This is a genomic window from Pseudohongiella nitratireducens (genome assembly GCF_001642735.1).
Classification (GTDB): Bacteria; Pseudomonadota; Gammaproteobacteria; order Pseudomonadales; family Pseudohongiellaceae; genus Pseudohongiella; species Pseudohongiella nitratireducens.
This window is the reverse complement of record NZ_LWHM01000032.1, coordinates 1-18,533: the sequence shown is the minus strand read 5'-3', so window position 1 is coordinate 18,533 and position 18,533 is coordinate 1. Positions and strand designations below refer to the sequence as shown.

Genomic DNA, 18,533 nt, shown 5'->3' with positions numbered 1-18,533 from the left:
CTCCATTGAAGAATGCGATCATGAGTAAACATAGCGAAGATTTTTTAGTAGAACTGGGTTGTGCGGAACTCCCGCCAAAAGCACTCAAATCCCTGTCTGAGGCGTTTCAGTCAGGCGTTGAAGCCGGTCTTGGCAAAGCAGGCCTGTCCTATCAACAAATCCAGTCATTCGCCAGCCCACGCCGCCTGGCCATTTTAATTTCCGGCCTTGACGTTCAGCAGGACGATATTCACCAGGAACGGTGGGGACCTGCGGTCAAAGCGGCATTTGATAACGATGGTCAACCAACTCCCGCCGCCAATGGCTTTGCCAAGTCATGTGGTGTTTCCGTAGATGAGCTCGATCGCGCAGACAACAAAGGCGTAGAGAAGCTGTTCTATAAAAGTGTTCAGCCGGGTTCAAATACAGAGGCGTTATTGCCTGACATCATTGCCAGTTCTTTAAACAAGCTGCCAATTCCCCGCAAAATGCGTTGGGGCAGCACACGTGACGAGTTTGTGCGGCCTGTCTACTGGCTGGTGATGTTATTTGGGCAACAGGTTATTGACGCCGAACTCTACGGTGTGCGCAGTGGACGAACCAGTTGGGGACACCGTTTTCATGGCAGCCAGCAGCTGGATATTGCCACACCTGCAGATTATGAGCGTATGCTGGAAACCGAAGGCTATGTGATCGCTAACTATCAACGCAGAAAAGAGGTTGTCTCATCCCAGGTTGAAGCTCAAGGCAAAACCGTTTCTGGTAATGTCTTTATGGACAGCGATTTGCTGGATGAAGTCACCAGTATGGTTGAGTGGCCTGTGGCGCTGACCGGGCGCTTTGATGATCACTTTCTGAACGTTCCGGCTGAAGCTCTCATTTCTTCCATGAAGAGTCACCAAAAGACGTTCTACATAACCGACAACAACGGCCAGCTCATGCCGTACTTTGTTGCTGTAGCCAACCTCGAAAGCCAGGATCCTGCCCAGGTCATCGCTGGTAATGAAAGGGTGATTCGCCCTCGGCTGGCAGACGCCGCTTTCTTTTACGAGTCTGATCGCAAGACACCACTCTCATCTCGTATTGAGCAACTCGAAAAGATTGTCTTCCAGCAACAGTTAGGCACGGTAGCTGATAAGTCTCGTCGTGTTGCACAGCTTTCAGTCAAACTGGCAGAAAAGCTAAATGCTGACCGTGATAATTGCGAAAGGGCTGCTTTGCTGGCGAAGTGTGATCTGGTCACTCACATGGTTGCGGAGTTTCCAGAGCTACAGGGAATCATGGGGTATTATTATGCCAGCCATGATGGCGAAGCTGATGAAGTAGCCAGGGCGATTAACGAACAGTACCTGCCTCGTTTCTCAGGAGATGCACTACCTGACACGCTGACTGGTTCCATACTGGCTGTCGCAGAAAAACTCGATACCATGACCGGTATGTTTGCTATTGGTCAGCCTCCCAGCGGCTCCAAGGACCCATTTGCTCTGCGTCGCTCAGCTCTTGGCATTCTAAGAATACTGGTTGAAAAAAACCTCGATCTTGACCTCAACGATGCTATCAATAGCAGCCTGGCACTGTATCAACAGCAAGGGTTAAAAATTACAGACGATACTGCATCACAAGTATTCAGTTTCCTGCTCGATCGCTTCAGAGCCTGGTATCAGGCAGAAGGGGTGTCCTCAGAAGTCTTTCAAGCGGTTTATCTCCTGCAACCAGGCAGTCCAATGGATTTCGCCATGCGCATTGAAGCTGTTAAACGTTTCGTCAATTTGCCAGAAAGTGAGGCGCTTGCCGCTGCTAATAAGCGTGTGTCCAATATATTGCAAAAAGCTGACGCTTTCGAGCAATCGGCGGTTGTTACCTCGCTGTTTGAGGAAGAAGCTGAAAAGGCACTTTGGCACCGCATCTGCGAAGTACGTGAGCAGACTTCAGCGCTGTTCGAAAATCGCAATTACACTGCAGCAATGGAGTCACTGGCAGTGCTTCGACCTGAGGTAGACTCTTTCTTCGATAATGTCATGGTGATGGCTGATAATGAACAAGTCCGCCAAAACCGATTAAGTATGCTGTCTGAATTACGATCGTTATTCTTGCGCGGTGCTGACATTTCAAGCCTGCACCAAAGCTAAAGTATCCAGGTTAACTGTAGTAAGGCCTTATTCTTCATGACGGACAAGCTTGTCATTCTGGACAGAGACGGTGTCATCAATGAGGACTCTGATGCATATATCAAAAGTGTAGAAGAGTGCTTCCTGATTCCAGGCAGTGTGGATGCGATTGCAAGGCTCAGCCAGGCAGGTTATACCGTCATCGTTGCTACGAATCAGTCCGGCCTGGCTCGGGGTTTGTTCGACGAATTTGCTCTTGCTCGTATCCATCAATACATCACCGAGCAGGTTGAGTTGGCCGGGGGAGAGATTACCGCATTCTTCTACTGCCCTCACGGACCAGATGACGGCTGCACTTGCCGTAAGCCCTTACCCGGGCTACTAACAAGGGCTGAAGGTGAGTTATCACTTTCTGTCCAGGGTTGTCATTTCATTGGGGACAGTTTAAGAGACTTACAGGCTGCCACTGCTGCAGGATGTCTCCCAGTATTGGTAAAGACAGGCAAGGGCAATCGCACTATTGCTTCCGGCCTTCCTGAGCAACTTTTAAATACACCAGTGTATGTATCTTTATCTGATTTTACTGATAGTTTACTGGCTGACAGGGAAGCACACTAATGCGTATCCGTTCTGCTTTATTTTCCGTAGGGTATGCTTTTCTTACCTTTATCATTTCAAGCTTGGTAATCCTCCTGTTCTGGATGCTACCGGCAAAAAGACGCTTTTATTTATACGCGCTATGGTGCCGCCTGGTTGTTTGGTGGTTGAGAATCACTTGTGGCGTCAGCTACGAAATCATCGGGCTGGAAAACATTCCTGACAAGCCTGTTATTGCCTTAAGTAACCACCAAAGTACCTGGGAAACTATTTTTCTCTATCAATTGCTCACTCCTGTTTGCCCAATTCTGAAAAAAGAACTTCTTTCCATACCGTTCTGGGGGTGGGCACTTCGTTTGCAAAAACCCATTGCAATTGATCGTAGCAAGCCTCGCGAGGCTGGTAAGTCCTTACTATTACAAGGTGCTGACCGACTTTCCAAAGGGATTTCTATTCTGGTTTTCCCAGAAGGCACCAGAGCCTCAGCTGGTAAACTAGGTAAGTTTTCTCGTGGCGGCGCACAATTAGCTGCAGCAACTGAAACAGATATTCTGCCTATATTACACAATGCGGGTAATTGCTGGCCTGCCAGGCAAGGGCACAAAACACCGGGTAAGATTACCGTTATCATCGGGAAACCAATGCCTACGGCTGGTAAACACTCAAAAGAGTTGGCTGCAGAATTTCAGAACTGGATAGAAGAGAACAAGTCAGCTGTGGGTATTGAGTAAATACTATTAGCCAGGATGTGCAGCCATTTTCTTAAGGCTGTGGATTAGAGAAGTAAAGTGCCAGGCTCTCTAATCAGTTACATCTATTAGAAAGCCAAGACCAGGGGATAAATGTTTCACCCCCTGGTTTTAGATTTTTAAATGCAACGTACTACACATCGAGGTTTTGAACAGCCAGCGCATTGGCTTCAATAAATTCTCTCCGAGGATCCACCTGATCCCCCATCAATGTTGTAAACAACTGATCCGCACCAATAGCATCATCAATCGTCACTTTCAACATACGTCGTGCATCCGGGTCCATGGTAGTTTCCCACAATTGTCCGGGGTTCATTTCACCCAACCCTTTATAGCGTTGCAGGTAATGTCCTTTCATTGCATCAGCTGTTAGCCATTGAAGCGCTTCTTTGAACGTAGTGATTTCCTGTGTTTTTTCCCCTCTGACTACATAAGCACCATCTTCAATCAGGTTGTTTATCATCTGACCAAGTTTGACCAGCGCCTTGTATTCTGAAGAACCGAAAAAGTCTTTACTGAATACATACTCTCGGCGAAGCCCATGCAATGTATAAACGATTCGTGGCTCTGGTACGTCTTTTTCCGGATCTTTGAATATTTCAAAAACGTAGTTCTTAGAGGTTTTCGGGTGCAATGTCTGGAGCTGAGCCATCAACTTATCTAACCAGTCCTGTAACACCTCATCAGTCAACGTTTGAGACTGATCCAGGGCTTCTGTGTAGACCATAGACTCCAATATTTCATTGGGGTATTTCCGATCCAGTCGGGCAATCATGGCATACGTGCTATTGTATTGGTCTACCATCACTTCCAGGGCATCGCCTGAAATCGGTGGCGCACTCTTATTTACATGAAGTGCTGCACCATCAAGGGCAATTTGCGTCTGATATCTTGCCAGCTCATCATCGTCTTTCAGGTATTGCTCCTGTTTGCCTTTCCTGACTTTATACAATGGTGGTTGCGCGATATAGACATACCCATTTTCAATCAGCTCACGCATTTGCCGGAAGAAAAACGTCAACAATAATGTTCGAATGTGAGAACCATCTACGTCGGCGTCTGTCATGATAATAATGCGGTGATAGCGAAGATTGGCCGGATTAAACTCTTCTTTACCAATACCGCAACCGAGAGCTTTGATCAACGTTCCTATTTCAGCGGAACTGAGCATTTTGTCGAAACGCGCTTTCTCAACGTTCAGGATTTTACCTTTCAAAGGGAGAATAGCTTGATTTTTTCTGTTACGACCTTGCTTGGCAGAACCACCCGCTGAGTCACCCTCTACAATATAGATTTCAGACAGGGCAGGGTCTTTTTCCTGACAGTCAGCCAGCTTACCTGGCAAGCCGGCCATATCTAACGCACCTTTTCTTCGTGTCATCTCACGAGCTTTACGAGCTGCTTCTCTGGCTCTTGCAGCGTCAATCATCTTGCTGACAATTTGTTTGGCGTCATTCGGGTTTTCAAGTAAGTAGTCAGTCAAATGTGAAAACATTTCCTGCTCGACTGCACTTTTGACTTCAGAAGAAACCAGCTTATCTTTTGTTTGCGATGAGAATTTTGGATCTGGAACCTTAACAGACACAATAGCCGTCAGGCCTTCCCGAGCATCATCGCCGCTGGTATTTACTTCTTTCCCTTTTTTATTACCAACTTCTTTATCGATGTACGTTTTAAGTACTCTCGTTAAAGCACTACGGAAACCTGCCATATGGGTTCCGCCATCCCTTTGCGGGATATTGTTGGTATAGGGAAAGATGCTTTCTTGATAGGTGTCATTCCACTGCAAAGCAATTTCAACTGAAATACCGTCTTCTGGCCGATCAGACTGGAAGTGGAATATTTTATTGATACATGATTTGTTCTTGTTCAGATACTCAACAAAGGCTTTCAAACCACCATCATACTTGTAGAGATCTTCTTTACCAGATCGCTCATCTTTCAGTCGAATTGCCACGCCAGCATTCAAGAAGGCCAACTCTCGTAATTTCTTAGCCAGAATGTCGTAATGAAATTCAATGTTTTTAAATGTTGCAGGGGAGGGCTTAAAGAATGTTTCAGTGCCAGTAATATCAGTCTCACCAACAACTTTAAGTGGCGCTTGTGGTACACCGTGCTGGTAATACTGTTCATGCACTTCGCCGCCCCGTCTAATCGTCAGCTTTAATTCTTCAGATAAGGCATTAACCACAGATACACCAACGCCGTGCAACCCGCCTGAAACCTTATAGCTGTTGTCATCAAATTTACCACCAGCATGGAGGACTGTCATGATAACTTCTGCTGCGGAAACCCCTTCGGAATGCATTTCTGTTGGAATCCCTCGCCCATTATCGGTAACGGATATTGCTTCACCAACATGTACTGTCACGCATATTTCATCACAGTGCCCAGCAAGTGCCTCATCGATTGAGTTATCAACTAGCTCAAACACCATATGATGCAAACCGGTGCCGTCTTCTGTGTCGCCAATATACATACCAGGGCGCTTTCTAACAGCATCCAGGCCTTTCAATACCTTGATACTGGATGAATCGTAGTTTGATTCCTGGTCGGTCATTCTGATCTCCAAAAAGATTTCATGCTTCCGCTATTTTACCATGTTCCACGTGGAACATGCGGGCATCTCGTTTTAATTTTTCTTTTGTAAATTTAGGTTTATCTACTGAGGTAATAAAACATTGTACATTAAGGTTGGCCAACTCATGTAACACAAGCTCCTGATTCCTATTATCTAATTCAGAAGGAAGGTCATCCAATAGGAATACTGGACTATATTGAGTGCCGTAATCAGCATATCGATCACTAACCATTTTACCTAGTGCAAGCTTTAGAGAGCACACAAACATCTTGCTTTGCCCTCTACTTAATGTCTCTTTTGCTATAGATTTACCCGCGTAAATCACTATGTCTCCTCGGTGAGGTCCAAAGTTTGTCGTACCCGACGCCAGGTCTCTGTCAATTGAACTCTCTAACTGAGAAAGTAGTGATGTAGAAACATCCCAGCCTGGCTTATATATCAGTTCAAAGCTGAAGTAAGGTAATAATCTATTTAGATAGTCCTGGAGGATATCATCAAGCTTGGTTGCTATTTCTTGTCTCTTGATATTTAAAGCTGTGCCGGATTCAGAGAATTCACGATCCCAAGGCAAAAGGGCTTCTAATGCTTTTTTCCTACTTCCGGTATGGAGTGTCTTTAACAATGAATTTCTCTGTTTCAAAGCTCTATTAAATCTACGCAGCAAGTTCAAAGAACTATGTTCCACGTGGAACATTGCCCAGTCTAAAAGACGACGACGTGGTTTTGCTCCACCATCAAGAATCAAAAAACTCTCAGAATTAATAAGCTGCACAGGTAGTCGCTCAGCTACATCTTTCCAATTATCTTGTGGCACTGACAGCAGGTTCAACTCCGTCTTTCCAGCTCTGGATTTAGACAACCCAATACCTGCCGCCATTTGATTATCAATGCCTAAAAAAACAGTAAAACTGGGGAAACCCTCAGAAACAAGAGGTCGAATCTTTTGAGTTCGGAAAGAACGGCCAACAGAAACACAGTGCAAAGCCTCTAAAAGACTGGTTTTTCCACTGCCATTAGCGCCATAAAAAAAATTGAAAGAAGGGGATGGAGTTATGTCGACCGCCTCCAGGTTCCTGAATCGGTCGACTTTAACTCGAGATAATACTGACATATATAAGAGTTACAGCCGCATAGGCATAACCACATATAGCGCATCTACAGGTGAAGTCGATTCAACCAAAGCACTGCTATTGGAGTCAGCTAATGTAAATTTAACATCTTCACTGTCTATGACATTCAATACATCTAGTAGATAGCTAACATTAAATCCGATTTCTAAAGCATCACCATCGTAGTTAACTGAAACCTGATCTTCTGCTTCTTCCTGCTCAGGGTTATTTGCCACTACTTTCATCTCTGAGGGTGACAGCTGCAAATGCACACCTCTATACTTTTCATTAGAAAGAATGGCAGCTCTGTTGAAGGCTTGCCTAAGTTCTTGTTTATCCCCAATAACAACCTTGTCGCCGCCTTTTGGCAGGACACGCATATAATCTGGGAATTTTCCGTCAACTAACTTGGAAGTAAAGGTGAAATCTTTCAGCCTGACCCGTATATGGCTACTACCAAATAACAAGGCAATTTTTTCGTCGCTGGGTTCTGAAAGTAGGCGAGACAGCTCAAGAACACCTTTTCTTGGTACAATTATTTGTTGTGTTTCAGTCACATCACTGGCTACACCAACCGTCTGCATTGCCAATCGATGGCCATCAGTTGCGACAACCCGAAACCAGGACTCACCGACTTCAAACAGCATACCATTTAGATAATATCGGACATCCTGCTGAGCCATGGCAAATGCGCAGGCATGAATTTGTGATTTTAACTCATCAGGACTAATTGCAAACTCGAAAGAGCCTGGCTCATCAACAGTGGCCGGAAAATCAGAAGCGGGCAGGGTGGTTAGGCTAAAACGGCTCTTGCCGGCTTTAACAAGGCACTTATTATCATTAACCTTAAACTCTAGTGAAGCATCATCTTGTAAGGCTTTACAGATATCCAATAACTTTCGACCCGGTACAGTAATTTCACCTGGCTGAGACTCACCACTGACAGCAACCCGGCCTATTAACTCAACTTCAAGGTCTGTACCAGTGATTTCTAATACATTGTCTTTCAGTGTCAGCAATACATTAGCAAGTACTGGCAGCGTTTGCCGGCGTTCGACAACGCCCGCTGCCAATTGAAGTGGTTTAAGTAAAGCTTCCCTGGTTATTGTAAAATGCATATTTCCGTCTCTATTTTCAGTTAGCTGGAATTCTTAACCTTATGTGGTTAGTGCCCGGAGCAGGTTGTTATAGTCCTCGGCCAGATCCTGTGAACTGTCTCGTAACTTCTTAACTTGTTTACAAGCATGCAATACAGTGGTGTGATCACGACCACCAAAAGCTTCGCCAATTTCTGGCAGGCTGTGATTGGTCAGCTCTTTGGCCAGACTCATAGCGACTTGTCGAGGTCGGGCAACAGATCGATTGCGGCGCTTGGATAACATATCTGACATTTTGATTTTATAATACTCAGCAACTGAACGCTGGATATTATCAATTGAAACCAGTTTATCGTGTAATGCAAACAAGTCTCGCAATGCTTCTTTTACAAGCTCGAGATCGATTTTACGGCCAACGAAGTTTGCATGAATGATAACCTTCTTCAGCGCGCCTTCAAGCTCACGGACATGCGAACGTAGCCGCTGAGCAATAAACATTGCTGCATCACCTGGCAACTCAACCTGGCTCTGTGCTGCCTTATTAATAAGGATGGCAGCGCGGGTTTCGAGTTCCGGTGGTTCTACAGCGACACTCAGTCCCCAGCCAAATCTGGATTTCAACCTCTCTTCTAACCCATTGATTTCTTTATGATATTTATCACTGGTTAGAATAATCTGCTGACCACCTTCCAAGAGCGCATTAAACGTGTGGAAGAACTCTTCCTGAGAGCGCTCTTTACCTGCAAAAAACTGGATATCGTCAATTAACAGCGCGTCTACAGATCGATAATAGCGTTTGAACTCATTAATCGCATTTAATTGTAACGCTGTCACCATCGTTGCGACGAATGTTTCTGAATGCAAATAAACAACTTTTGCATTTGGCTTTCTGGCAAGCATGTAATTGCCAATAGCATGCATCAAGTGAGTTTTACCCAAACCAACGCCGCCATAAATAAAAAGCGGGTTATAAGCCCCACCCGGGTTGTCTGCAACCTGCATTGCAGCCGCTCTGGCTAACTGGTTGGATTTACCTTCAATAAAATTATCAAAGGTGTTCTCAAAATTCAGAGACCCTTTATGACGGAGCTTCCCTTCAATGATTGACTCCATCTTCCGGGTAGAGCGCGACTGACTCGCAGATGGCATATCCAAGCTGTCTGACAAGACAGCTTCAGCATCCACGACGCTTCTTTGTGACGCCTGAAATGAGCGGGAAGAGCCAGATGATCTGGTTTCAAAGTGGTCTGCACCTGATGAGGACAACGCCTGTGTAGAAGATGGTGAAGCTGATAAAACCGAATCATTAGATGCCTGATGTCCGGATGCTCTGTTCACATCAAGGGTGGTAGATCGTGGAGATCCTTTTGCCATTGTCTGACGGGCACCCACTTCAACGAATACATCAACAGGACCTGATTCAACCTCACGGTTTATCAGCTCGGAAATACGGTTATGAAATTTTTCCCTGACCCAATCCTGAACAAAACGGTTAGGTGCTAATAATGTAAGTCCTTCAGAACTGGACTCGGCTTTTAGCGGACGAATCCAGGTATTAAATTGCTGGGATGGTAATTCATCCCTCAGGTGATCCACACACTGTTCCCAATTTGCCAATAGCACGACTTTCACTACCCTGTAGTCTTTTATTGTTGATAACTCTGCGAAGGCCTAGGATTCTACCCAGACAAACCAGACTTATCCACAAATAATAGCAAATTTTTCTTGAAAGCCGTATTAAGCATTTCCTTTTTATATCAGTATCTTATATATTCAATAAAAGAAATTACCAGTAAAAACAATGCTCTTTGAGCATGAGCAAATCCTGATGACCATATAGAACAACCTGTGGATAAATTGTGCTTAAATGGGTATAAAGGAAAACCCTTAAAATACTTGCAATTAGGCTGTTATCAATCTAAAATCCGCGCTCTTCATTTTCAATAGCAGCATGCTAGCTATTGATTCAGAAACGCATTTATTCGGATATGCCATTATGAAAAGAACATTTCAGCCCAGCGTATTGAAACGCGCCCGTTCACACGGTTTTCGTGCTCGCATGGCAACCCGCGGTGGTCGCCAGGTAATCAAGCGTCGTCGCGCACGAGGCCGTGCTAAGCTGTCAGCTTAATTCTATCGCAAGTAACTGAGCCGCCAATGACAGAACTGGGTTTTGGCAAAGAGCGGCGGCTCCTGACAGCCACTGATTATCAATCAGTGTTTAATGGCGCCAGCTTTCGCGTATCACGGCGCCAGATTCTGATCCTGGCCAATGAAAACCCCAGCGGTAAGACTCGCATTGGCTTGGTCATCGCCAAAAAGCACGTTCGTCTGGCTGTACAGAGGAATCGGCTTAAGCGCCTGACTCGAGAGTCTTTCAGACACCATCAACAATTGCTCAACGGCCTTGATATCGTTATGCTGGCTCGCGGGGGATTGGACAAGCTTGATAATGATGCTGTCACAAATATGCTGGAGCAGCTCTGGCAAGATCTCTGCAAACGACGAAATCATAACGCCAGACAATGACGGGTAAGGCATCATGATGGCAAAGATCGCGATTAAACTGATCACACTGTATCAGTGTACGCTGAGCCTGCTCATCGGAAACCAGTGCCGTTTTTATCCCTCTTGTTCTCACTACACCCAAGACGCTATTGCCGCACACGGTATTCTCAAAGGCAGCCTGCTAGGTGCCAAGCGAATCCTGCGTTGTCACCCCTGGAGTGCTGGTGGTTATGACCCTGCACCCAAGTGCACTCACGATACTGAAATCACAACCTGTAAAAAGTAGTCATCGCCCATGGATTATATCAAGTACGTACTAATTGCCGGCCTGGCAGCAGTCAGTTACCTGTTATTGCTCGCCTGGCAAGAGGATTATCCACCTGTATCCAGTCAAACTGAAACCCAGATGGAAAATACGGCGGCCTTACCCTCAGATTTACCCATAGAATCCAGTGGTAGTGATCTGCCTACCGCACCGGCAAACAATGCAGCGACCAGCAGCGATATTCCCAGTGTTGGTTCAGCAACAGCAATGACCGATGAGGAAAGTAATACCGATGCAAGCGAACGCTTGATTACGGTATCGACTGACGTACTCAATTTACAGATTGATCCACTGGGTGGAGATATCGTCTTCACTTCCCTGCCAGAATACGCCACGTCGCTGGAAACACCTGAAGTTCCTTTCGTCTTGTTAGAAAATACCAACGGCCGAACCTATGTTGCACAAAACGGCGTCATTGGCCGTGATGGTATTGATGGGGGAGAGCAGCGTCCTCTATACAGCAGCCAGCGAAGCAGCTATACGCTAGGTCCTAACCAAAACTCATTAAACGTTGTCCTGTCCTATGAACAAGCCAACGGTGTAACCATCAACAAGACGTTCACCTTCCGTCGTGGCGACTACCTGATTGATATCGGTTTTGATGTGGATAACCAGAGCGGTTCCTCCTGGCAGGGTAACCTGTTTGCTCAGATCAAACGCAATAATTATGCGGATCCAACATCAGGCACATCATTTGGCAAATCCAGCTACCTGGGCTTTGCGACGACAACACCTGATGATAACTATCGCAAAGTTGAATTCGATGACATTGAAGAAAGCAGCCCAAGTCACAGCATTGCTGGTGGCTGGGTGGCACTGAGCCAGCATTACTTTATGTCTGCTTTTGTCCCCCCTTCAGATAGCCAGAATAACTTTACGTTTCGTCAGAACAATCAGGGTCAGTTCATAGGTGGTTTTACCAGCTCTGCTTTCAGTGTTGAGTCCGGGCAACAATCCAGCCAGCAAATGCAGTTCTATGCCGGCCCGAAAGACCAGGACCGCCTGAAAGAAATTGCCCCCTGGCTCGACAGAACAATCAACTACGGTTTCCTGTGGTTTATTGCTTCTCCGATCCATACGCTGCTGACACTTATCAACAGCTTTGTCGGTAACTTCGGCTGGTCCATCCTGATCCTTACCCTGATCGTTAAAGCCATCTTTTTCAAACTGTCGGCCACCAGCTATCGCTCTATGGCGAATATGCGCCGGGTCATGCCAAAAATGACTCAGCTAAAAGAGCGCTATGGCGATGACAAGATGAAGCTGCAAAAAGAGACCATGGAGCTTTACCGAAAAGAGAAAATCAACCCATTTGGCGGCTGTCTGCCCATGCTGGTACAGATGCCTGTTTTCATTGCGCTGTACTGGGTATTGATGGAAGGCGTAGAGCTTCGTCACGCACCATGGATTCTGTGGATCAATGACTTGTCGGTCATGGATCCATACTTTGTACTGCCCTTGTTGATGGGTGCATCCATGTACGTTCAGTTCATGCTGAACCCCACACCTCAGGATCCTATGCAGGCCAAAGTGATGAAGTTCATGCCAATTGGTATGACCATCTTCTTCCTGTGGTTCCCGGCTGGTCTGGTACTGTACTGGCTTGCAAACAGTGTGTTGGGTATTGCCCAGCAATACTATGTGACCCGCAAGATTGAATCTGAATTCGCCGCTCGGGAAGCCGCGAAGAGCTGATGCCGTGATCGCTGGCGATCAGGACACAATCTGCGCCATCGCGACCCCCAGTGGTCGCAGTGGCGTAGGTATCGTCAGGGTATCAGGCGCTAAAAGCCGTCTGATCGCCGAAAAAGTTTTGGGATTCAAGCCCAAAGCACGCCATGCCCACTACTGCCCCTTCCTTGATGAGCAACAACAGGTTATTGATCAGGGGATTGCGCTTTTCTTTCCGGGCCCGAACTCATTTACCGGTGAAGATGTCTTTGAACTTCAGGGACACGGCGGTACCTTCATTCTCGATACGCTCCTGCAAACACTGCTGGCTCAAGGTTGTCGACTGGCACGGCCCGGCGAATTCTCCGAACGCGCCTTCCTGAACGACAAGCTCGACCTGGCGCAGGCAGAAGCCATTGCTGACCTTATCAACGCCAGCTCGGCAGAAGCTGCCAGAAGCGCTGTGCGGACGCTTCAGGGGGATTTCTCGAGGTTGATCGAGGGTTTGTCAGAGTCGATTGTTTCGCTTCGGGTATATGTCGAGGCGGCTATTGATTTTACCGATGAAGAAATTGATTTCCTCAGTGAAGGACGTATTGCTGAAAAGCTTTCAACAATAGCCGGCGAGTTGGAAACAATTATCGCTCAGGCCCACCAGGGCGCACTGCTTCGTGACGGCATGCAAGTCGTCATTGCTGGCCGGCCTAACGCGGGCAAATCCAGTCTGCTAAATGCGCTCTCAGGCAGTGACAAAGCTATTGTTACCGATATCGAAGGCACGACCAGGGACATTCTGAGCGAACAGATTAATCTGGATGGCATGCCGTTGCATATTACGGACACGGCCGGGTTACGCGACAGCGATGATATCGTTGAGCAAGAGGGGATCAAGCGAGCGCAACAGGCAATTGGGCAGGCCGACCAGGTATTACTGATGATCGACAGTCAGAATGATGCTCCCGATCCAGACAATCTGGATGCATTTCTGGATACACCATATTTCTCACAGATTCGAGACGTGATTAAACGGTCCGGTCTGACGCTCGTTTATAACAAAATCGACCTGTCAGATCAGTCACCCGGTATTGAAGTCATCTCCGAAACACCTCCCGTAACCGCAATTAGGCTCTCCGCCAAAACCGGCCCGGGGATGAATTTATTGAAAGACCATCTCAAAGCGTTGATGGGCTATCGTCCTGATGGTGAAAGCGGTTTTATCGCCCGGCGACGACACATTGATGCCCTCCAGAGAGCACAGCAGAGCCTGGCTCTGGCCATACACCAACTGGCAGAACACAATGCCGCAGAACTGGTTGCTGAAGACCTGAGATTAACTCACAGACACCTGGGTGAAATCACCGGTGAATTCACTGCCGATGACCTGCTAGGCAGGATATTTTCAAGTTTTTGTATCGGGAAGTGAACCTCATTCTGAAGTGGTAAAGCCCCGTGAAACCTATCAAAACATATCAAAATAACTTATTGTTTTCTAAGGACAATATTCGCTTTTACCTCAAAAACCTTTTTCCCGCGTTTTCTTCTAATTTGCTCCGTTTCACTATAAATTGATCCCGATTTGCTCCAAGGTTAGAATTCGGGAGCAATGGGATCAAAATTGGAGCAAACATGAAGGTATCTGTTAACAAGAGGAACCCCAACTCGAAGGGGCTACAGCAGCTTCGCCTGGTGTACTACTACGGTGTGGTCGAAGGGGAGGACGGAAAAAAGCGGCCTAAGCGGGATTACGAGCCTCTTGAGCTGTACGTGTATCACAACCCCAAGACCCAGGCTGAGCGGCAGCACAACAAGGAGATGATGCGTCAGGCAGAAGCTGCGAGGTCTGCACGTCTCGTTGAAGCACATGCCAATAAATTCCAGCTTGAAGACCGCGTGAAACTGGCCTCAAGCTTCTTCGACTACTACGACCAATTAACCTCGACCAAAGAATCCGGAAGCGCATCTAATTATTCAATCTGGATCTCGGCAGGTAAGCACCTCAGAAACTACCACGGCAGAGCTGAACTCACCTTTGAGGAGATTGATAAGCAGTTTCTTGAAGGCTTACGGAAGTACCTACTGGAGGAGAAGCTCACCAAATCGAAAACCAAGCTTGCCAAAAATACTGCATCGAGCTACTTCAATAAGATCCGAGCTGCTCTGAATGAAGCATATCGAGAGGGCATCATCAGGGATAATCCGGTTCAACGAGTGAAAAGTGTCAAGCCAGAGAACACTAAGCGAACCTACCTCTCACTGGATGAGGTTCGAGCGTTGACAAAAGCGGAATGTCGCTACGATGTCCTGAAGCGGGCTTTTTTGTTCAGTTGCACTACCGGTCTCCGGTGGAGTGACATCAATAAACTCACATGGAGTGAAATCGAAGAGTTTGAGCCTGGCCACTATCGAATCATTTTTGACCAGAAAAAGCTTAAGAACGGTGGAAAATCCCTTGTATATCTGGACCTTCCAGATTCGGCTGTAAAGCTGTTGGATATAGATCGAAAGGGCGAACCAGAAGACAGAGTGTTCGTCGGCCTAAAATACAACAGCTACTTTAATGTGGCTTTAGAGAAGTGGGCAATGAGAGCTGGAATAACAAAGCATGTCACGTTTCACGTCGGGAGACATACATTCGCCGTAGCCCAACTTAACCGTGGTGTTGATATTTATTCTCTTTCTCGGCTCCTTGGACACTCAGAGCTGAGAACAACTGAAGACTATGCTGATATTCTCGAAAGCCGTCGAGTAACGGCCATGAGAAGCTTTCCAGACATATTCAAAGAGCGTGAAAGTGAGAATAACAGATGCTCCCATTGCGGGCAGGCAGTCCCCATGGCTATCGCTTAGGCGCTTTACGTCCAGGACGGCGAGAGTTCTTCATAAACTCCTCAACGTCGTTCTGCACATCCTTCTGAGATTTGATGCGGTTGGCCTCAACCCAATCCAAAAGGTCCGAGCGTTTAATCAATACACGATTCCCCCCCGGCTTTGTAAAGCTGATTCGCTTCTCATGAGTCAGCTTGTAGATATAGCTCCGCTTTGAACCGATCAAAGCTGCCGCCTCATCGACAGTAAGATACTCCTTTCCAGAAGGAGGGAGGTTCACGTTACTGGTGTCGTTCGACGCTGTTCCCGAAACGAAATCAGCCAAGATTTTTTTGATTTCTGCCAATTCATTCATCACGCACGATAACTGTTCTGTTTCAGACATCATTCACCCACATTGACTTTGATTCGCTTTGATGGGTTTATGATGAAGGAGAGAGGTGCGAAACGACGGGTCTGCTTTTGCCCATTTTGGGCGGTTTGAGCGGAATTGAGAAAATTTTGGGTAAGCGGATTAAATGGTTGATCTTACCTTTGCATGAGAGTGAGACAGACCGGCATCTCATCGGATTATCTGGTTGATGCTTCACCTACTGCTGGTGCATGTTTCCTTCGCTAATTCCAGCAAGAACCCCACACGCCTCAACTTCCCGGTCATCGTTGCAACTCGCTCTCAGTGAAACGAGTTGTTTCTCAAGCGCTTGCAGAGCGGTTATCTGCGACCGCACATGAGAGATGTGATCATCGAGCAAGGCGTTGACGGCGGTACAAGGCTGATGAGGGTCGTCCTGATAGCTCTGTAGTTCCTGAATCTCAGCCAGTGACAGGCCCAGGATTCTGCAGCGACGGATGAAGGCCAGCCCCTCACCATGCTTCTCGGTATAGACACGGTAACCGTTGTCCTGCCGATCAGGCGGCGGCAACAAGCCCTGCTGTTCATAGAAGCGGATCGTCTGTGTTTCGACCCCTACCAACTGCGCCAACTGACCAATGCGCATCAGCCTCCTCCCCAACGGATTCTTTACTCTATTGACCTTATAGTAGCTTTATAGTTTTAAATGGTACCACAACATTGTTCAAGTGGAGTCGTATCATGAGCAAATCCTGTGGTGGCGCCTGTGGCGGTGATGCAACGTCCGCAGCGGATACCGATATACAGGCCTCCTCCGAGGCGCCAGGGAGATGGGTCAGTGTTTATGCCGTGCCGAAGATGGACTGTCCATCAGAAGAACGAATGATTCGCCTAGCCCTGAACGGCTTTGAGGAGATTCGGGCGCTGTCCTTCGACTTGTCGAACCGCCGGCTGAAGGTCGTGCATGACGGCGAGGTCGAGCCCGTCACCTCGAAACTGAAGACCTTGGGGCTAGGCGCCTCGCTTCAGGAAACCGTCGCTGCAAATCCGGAGACCATCAAGGCCGCCGAGTTTTCGGCAGCTTCTGCTAAGCAAGAATCCGGGACCCTGCGCTGGTTGCTCGGCATCAATGCACTTCTGTTCGTGGTGGAAATGACTGCCGGTCTGATCGCCCAGTCCACCGGCCTGATTGGAGAATCCCTGGACAATTTTGCCGATGCGGCGGTGTACGGGCTTGCCCTTTATGCGGTTGGACATAGCGTGAAAATGCAGGTACGTGCCGCGCATCTTGCTGGTGTACTGCAACTGATCTTGGCTGTGGGCGTGCTCGTAGAGGTGGTGAGACGCTTTGTATTCGGTAGTGAGCCTGAATCGCTGGTGATGATGGCTATCGCATTCGTCGCATTGATTGCCAATACCAGTTGTCTGCTGCTCATATCCAAACATCGGGAAGGCGGGGCGCACATGAAGGCAAGCTGGATATTCTCGGCCAACGACGTGGTGATCAACCTGGGGGTCATCACCGCCGGCGCCCTGGTCGCGTGGACCGGCTCCAATTATCCGGATCTGATTATCGGCACCATCGCGGGAGTCATTGTACTTAACGGCGCCAGACGCATTCTGGCGTTGAAAGATTAAATAATGCTCATTATTGGCAGAAAGCTCTCGCCGTATGCCTTATTGTCCATATCGGGCCTGCGGGCAGCGTCTGATCAGGCTGAAAAGTGGCTGATGCAGCAATCAAGGGCCTATGGCGAGTATATTTATATTTCGGTGACCCCGCTCTTTAACTTGGTGCACCTATGTAACACCGGTGGCGCATTCAGTCTTTTTGCGAATGGTGGAGGCTGGCAACGCAACTTTTTATCGGAATCGCGGTGATGGTCTCGATTTTTCTGATCAAGGTGATCCTTGAAAATCATCATAAAGGAGAAGCTATCGCTTACAGTCCTATCCTCGGTGGCGCCATGGGCAACCTGATTGACCGAGTCTTTCGTGATTATGTTGTGGATTCCTTTGATTTCTATTTGCGAGAACGGCATTGGCCGGTCTTCAACCTGGCTGATATTGCAATTGTCCTCGGTGTCTTACTTTTAGTTCCGGCAGCTTGTTGGGTAAAAAAACAAACACCAATGCCGAGCCGGATGGATCTGACTGACACCTATGCTTATATAAGACCATGACCGAACTTCCCGACAACATCCTGCACCTGCCGCAATACCAAGTACAGGGCTGCAAATCAGCCGGCGACGAAATGCACTTCCAGGTGGACGTGCCCGATCCCATCGCCTGCGAGGAATGCGGCGTGCAGGGTGAGTTCGTACGGTTCGGCAAGCGTGACGTTCCCTATCGTGATCTGCCCATCCACGGCAAGCGGGTCACTCTCTGGGTGGTCCGCCGCCGATACACCTGCCGGGCCTGCAAGACAACATTCAGGCCCCAGCTACCGGAGATGGTGGACGGATTCCGTATGACACTGCGGCTGCATGAGTACGTGGAGAAGGAATCCTTCAACCACCCCTACACCTTTGTGGCGGCACAGACCGGCCTGGACGAGAAGACGGTGCGCGACATCTTCAACGCCCGCGCCGAGTTCCTGGGGCGCTGGCACCGCTTCGAGACGCCCCGCAT

17 protein-coding genes and 1 pseudogene are annotated in these 18,533 nt (G+C 47.7%); 12 read left to right on the top strand and 6 right to left on the bottom strand.

Features of this window, described 5'->3' with window-relative positions; translation table 11 throughout:
- The first annotated feature begins 20 nt into the window (after window positions 1-20).
- From glyS to PSCS_RS11760, 3 genes are read left to right on the top strand one after another with little or no spacing between them, the layout of a single operon-like run.
- Window positions 21-2,108 carry a glycine--tRNA ligase subunit beta gene (gene glyS / locus PSCS_RS11770; RefSeq protein WP_068812310.1) on the top strand — a complete coding sequence of 696 codons (2,088 nt, stop codon included), beginning with the start codon at window positions 21-23 and terminating at the stop codon, window positions 2,106-2,108.
- Window positions 2,109-2,144: 36 nt separating this feature from the next.
- Complete coding sequence (gene gmhB / locus PSCS_RS11765; RefSeq protein ID WP_068812309.1) at window positions 2,145-2,705, top strand: D-glycero-beta-D-manno-heptose 1,7-bisphosphate 7-phosphatase; 561 nt, start codon at window positions 2,145-2,147, stop codon at window positions 2,703-2,705.
- Window positions 2,705-3,415: a lysophospholipid acyltransferase family protein gene (locus PSCS_RS11760; RefSeq protein WP_068812308.1), complete on the top strand. Its 711-nt coding sequence runs from the start codon at window positions 2,705-2,707 to the stop codon at window positions 3,413-3,415. The genes gmhB and PSCS_RS11760 overlap by 1 nt, the downstream gene beginning before the upstream one ends.
- A 151-nt stretch (window positions 3,416-3,566) precedes the next feature.
- Here the strand turns inward: PSCS_RS11760 and gyrB are convergent, their stop codons facing one another.
- Genes gyrB through dnaA form a run of 4 tightly spaced genes read right to left on the bottom strand, consistent with a single transcriptional unit; the run spans window position 3,567 to window position 9,843 of the window.
- A complete protein-coding gene (gene gyrB / locus PSCS_RS11755) occupies window positions 3,567-5,993 on the bottom strand; it encodes a DNA topoisomerase (ATP-hydrolyzing) subunit B (RefSeq protein WP_068812307.1) in 2,427 nt (808 codons plus the stop codon).
- A 19-nt stretch (window positions 5,994-6,012) separates the two neighbouring features.
- Window positions 6,013-7,125 (bottom strand): DNA replication/repair protein RecF, encoded by a 1,113-nt coding sequence (recF, locus tag PSCS_RS11750; RefSeq protein ID WP_082866651.1) that lies wholly within the window; start codon window positions 7,123-7,125, stop codon window positions 6,013-6,015.
- A gap of 9 nt (window positions 7,126-7,134) precedes the next feature.
- Window positions 7,135-8,241, bottom strand: coding sequence for a DNA polymerase III subunit beta (dnaN, locus tag PSCS_RS11745; protein WP_068812305.1), 1,107 nt, complete (start codon window positions 8,239-8,241; stop codon window positions 7,135-7,137).
- A gap of 39 nt (window positions 8,242-8,280) precedes the next feature.
- Window positions 8,281-9,843, bottom strand: a complete 1,563-nt coding sequence (dnaA, locus tag PSCS_RS11740; RefSeq protein WP_068812304.1) for a chromosomal replication initiator protein DnaA — start codon at window positions 9,841-9,843, stop codon at window positions 8,281-8,283.
- A gap of 373 nt (window positions 9,844-10,216) precedes the next feature.
- On the opposite strand from dnaA, the gene rpmH reads away from it, so the two are divergent.
- From rpmH to PSCS_RS11710, 6 genes are all read left to right on the top strand, one after another.
- On the top strand, window positions 10,217-10,351 hold the full coding sequence (gene rpmH / locus PSCS_RS11735) for a 50S ribosomal protein L34 (protein ID WP_068812303.1): 135 nt from the start codon (window positions 10,217-10,219) through the stop codon (window positions 10,349-10,351).
- A gap of 26 nt (window positions 10,352-10,377) precedes the next feature.
- Window positions 10,378-10,749 carry a ribonuclease P protein component gene (rnpA, locus tag PSCS_RS11730; protein ID WP_068812302.1) on the top strand — a complete coding sequence of 124 codons (372 nt, stop codon included), beginning with the start codon at window positions 10,378-10,380 and terminating at the stop codon, window positions 10,747-10,749.
- 16 nt (window positions 10,750-10,765) lie between these two features.
- A complete protein-coding gene (gene yidD, locus PSCS_RS11725; protein ID WP_068812301.1) occupies window positions 10,766-11,014 on the top strand; it encodes a membrane protein insertion efficiency factor YidD in 249 nt (82 codons plus the stop codon).
- 9 nt (window positions 11,015-11,023) lie between these two features.
- Complete coding sequence (yidC, locus tag PSCS_RS11720; protein WP_068812300.1) at window positions 11,024-12,748, top strand: membrane protein insertase YidC; 1,725 nt, start codon at window positions 11,024-11,026, stop codon at window positions 12,746-12,748.
- 7 nt (window positions 12,749-12,755) lie between these two features.
- On the top strand, window positions 12,756-14,147 hold the full coding sequence (gene mnmE, locus PSCS_RS11715; RefSeq protein WP_106387116.1) for a tRNA uridine-5-carboxymethylaminomethyl(34) synthesis GTPase MnmE: 1,392 nt from the start codon (window positions 12,756-12,758) through the stop codon (window positions 14,145-14,147).
- A 203-nt stretch (window positions 14,148-14,350) separates the two neighbouring features.
- The gene (locus PSCS_RS11710; RefSeq protein WP_068812299.1) at window positions 14,351-15,571 is read left to right on the top strand and encodes a site-specific integrase; all 1,221 of its coding nucleotides are present in this window, start codon (window positions 14,351-14,353) and stop codon (window positions 15,569-15,571) included.
- Here PSCS_RS11710 and PSCS_RS11705 read toward each other — a convergent pair.
- Both PSCS_RS11705 and cadR read right to left on the bottom strand, forming a co-directional pair.
- Window positions 15,561-15,938: a helix-turn-helix domain-containing protein gene (locus tag PSCS_RS11705; protein ID WP_229694632.1), complete on the bottom strand. Its 378-nt coding sequence runs from the start codon at window positions 15,936-15,938 to the stop codon at window positions 15,561-15,563. The two genes, PSCS_RS11710 and PSCS_RS11705, sit on opposite strands and share 11 nt — an antisense overlap.
- A 202-nt stretch (window positions 15,939-16,140) precedes the next feature.
- Window positions 16,141-16,548, bottom strand: coding sequence for a Cd(II)/Pb(II)-responsive transcriptional regulator (gene cadR, locus PSCS_RS11700; protein ID WP_068812297.1), 408 nt, complete (start codon window positions 16,546-16,548; stop codon window positions 16,141-16,143).
- 95 nt (window positions 16,549-16,643) lie between these two features.
- Between cadR and PSCS_RS11695 the strand changes: the two genes are divergently transcribed.
- The 3 genes and pseudogenes from PSCS_RS11695 to PSCS_RS11685 form a co-directional block, all read left to right on the top strand.
- Window positions 16,644-17,540, top strand: a complete 897-nt coding sequence (locus PSCS_RS11695; RefSeq protein WP_068810633.1) for a cation transporter — start codon at window positions 16,644-16,646, stop codon at window positions 17,538-17,540.
- 3 nt (window positions 17,541-17,543) lie between these two features.
- Window positions 17,544-18,060, top strand: a pseudogene (gene lspA, locus PSCS_RS11690) (signal peptidase II).
- A 21-nt stretch (window positions 18,061-18,081) separates the two neighbouring features.
- Window positions 18,082-18,533 (top strand): transposase family protein (locus tag PSCS_RS11685; RefSeq protein ID WP_198544290.1); only part of this gene is annotated, 452 nt, incomplete at its 3' end.

Coding starts and splice junctions, on each gene's coding strand:
- cadR (WP_068812297.1), bottom strand. CDS start 16,548: ATGCGCATTGGTCAGTTGGCGCAGTTGGTAGGGGTCGAAACACAGACG.
- PSCS_RS11760 (WP_068812308.1), top strand. CDS start 2,705: ATGCGTATCCGTTCTGCTTTATTTTCCGTAGGGTATGCTTTTCTTACC.
- PSCS_RS11695 (WP_068810633.1), top strand. CDS start 16,644: ATGAGCAAATCCTGTGGTGGCGCCTGTGGCGGTGATGCAACGTCCGCA.
- recF (WP_082866651.1), bottom strand. CDS start 7,125: ATGTCAGTATTATCTCGAGTTAAAGTCGACCGATTCAGGAACCTGGAG.
- yidD (WP_068812301.1), top strand. CDS start 10,766: ATGGCAAAGATCGCGATTAAACTGATCACACTGTATCAGTGTACGCTG.
- rnpA (WP_068812302.1), top strand. CDS start 10,378: ATGACAGAACTGGGTTTTGGCAAAGAGCGGCGGCTCCTGACAGCCACT.
- gmhB (WP_068812309.1), top strand. CDS start 2,145: ATGACGGACAAGCTTGTCATTCTGGACAGAGACGGTGTCATCAATGAG.
- PSCS_RS11705 (WP_229694632.1), bottom strand. CDS start 15,938: ATGATGTCTGAAACAGAACAGTTATCGTGCGTGATGAATGAATTGGCA.
- glyS (WP_068812310.1), top strand. CDS start 21: ATGAGTAAACATAGCGAAGATTTTTTAGTAGAACTGGGTTGTGCGGAA.
- dnaN (WP_068812305.1), bottom strand. CDS start 8,241: ATGCATTTTACAATAACCAGGGAAGCTTTACTTAAACCACTTCAATTG.
- yidC (WP_068812300.1), top strand. CDS start 11,024: ATGGATTATATCAAGTACGTACTAATTGCCGGCCTGGCAGCAGTCAGT.
- gyrB (WP_068812307.1), bottom strand. CDS start 5,993: ATGACCGACCAGGAATCAAACTACGATTCATCCAGTATCAAGGTATTG.
- rpmH (WP_068812303.1), top strand. CDS start 10,217: ATGAAAAGAACATTTCAGCCCAGCGTATTGAAACGCGCCCGTTCACAC.
- PSCS_RS11710 (WP_068812299.1), top strand. CDS start 14,351: ATGAAGGTATCTGTTAACAAGAGGAACCCCAACTCGAAGGGGCTACAG.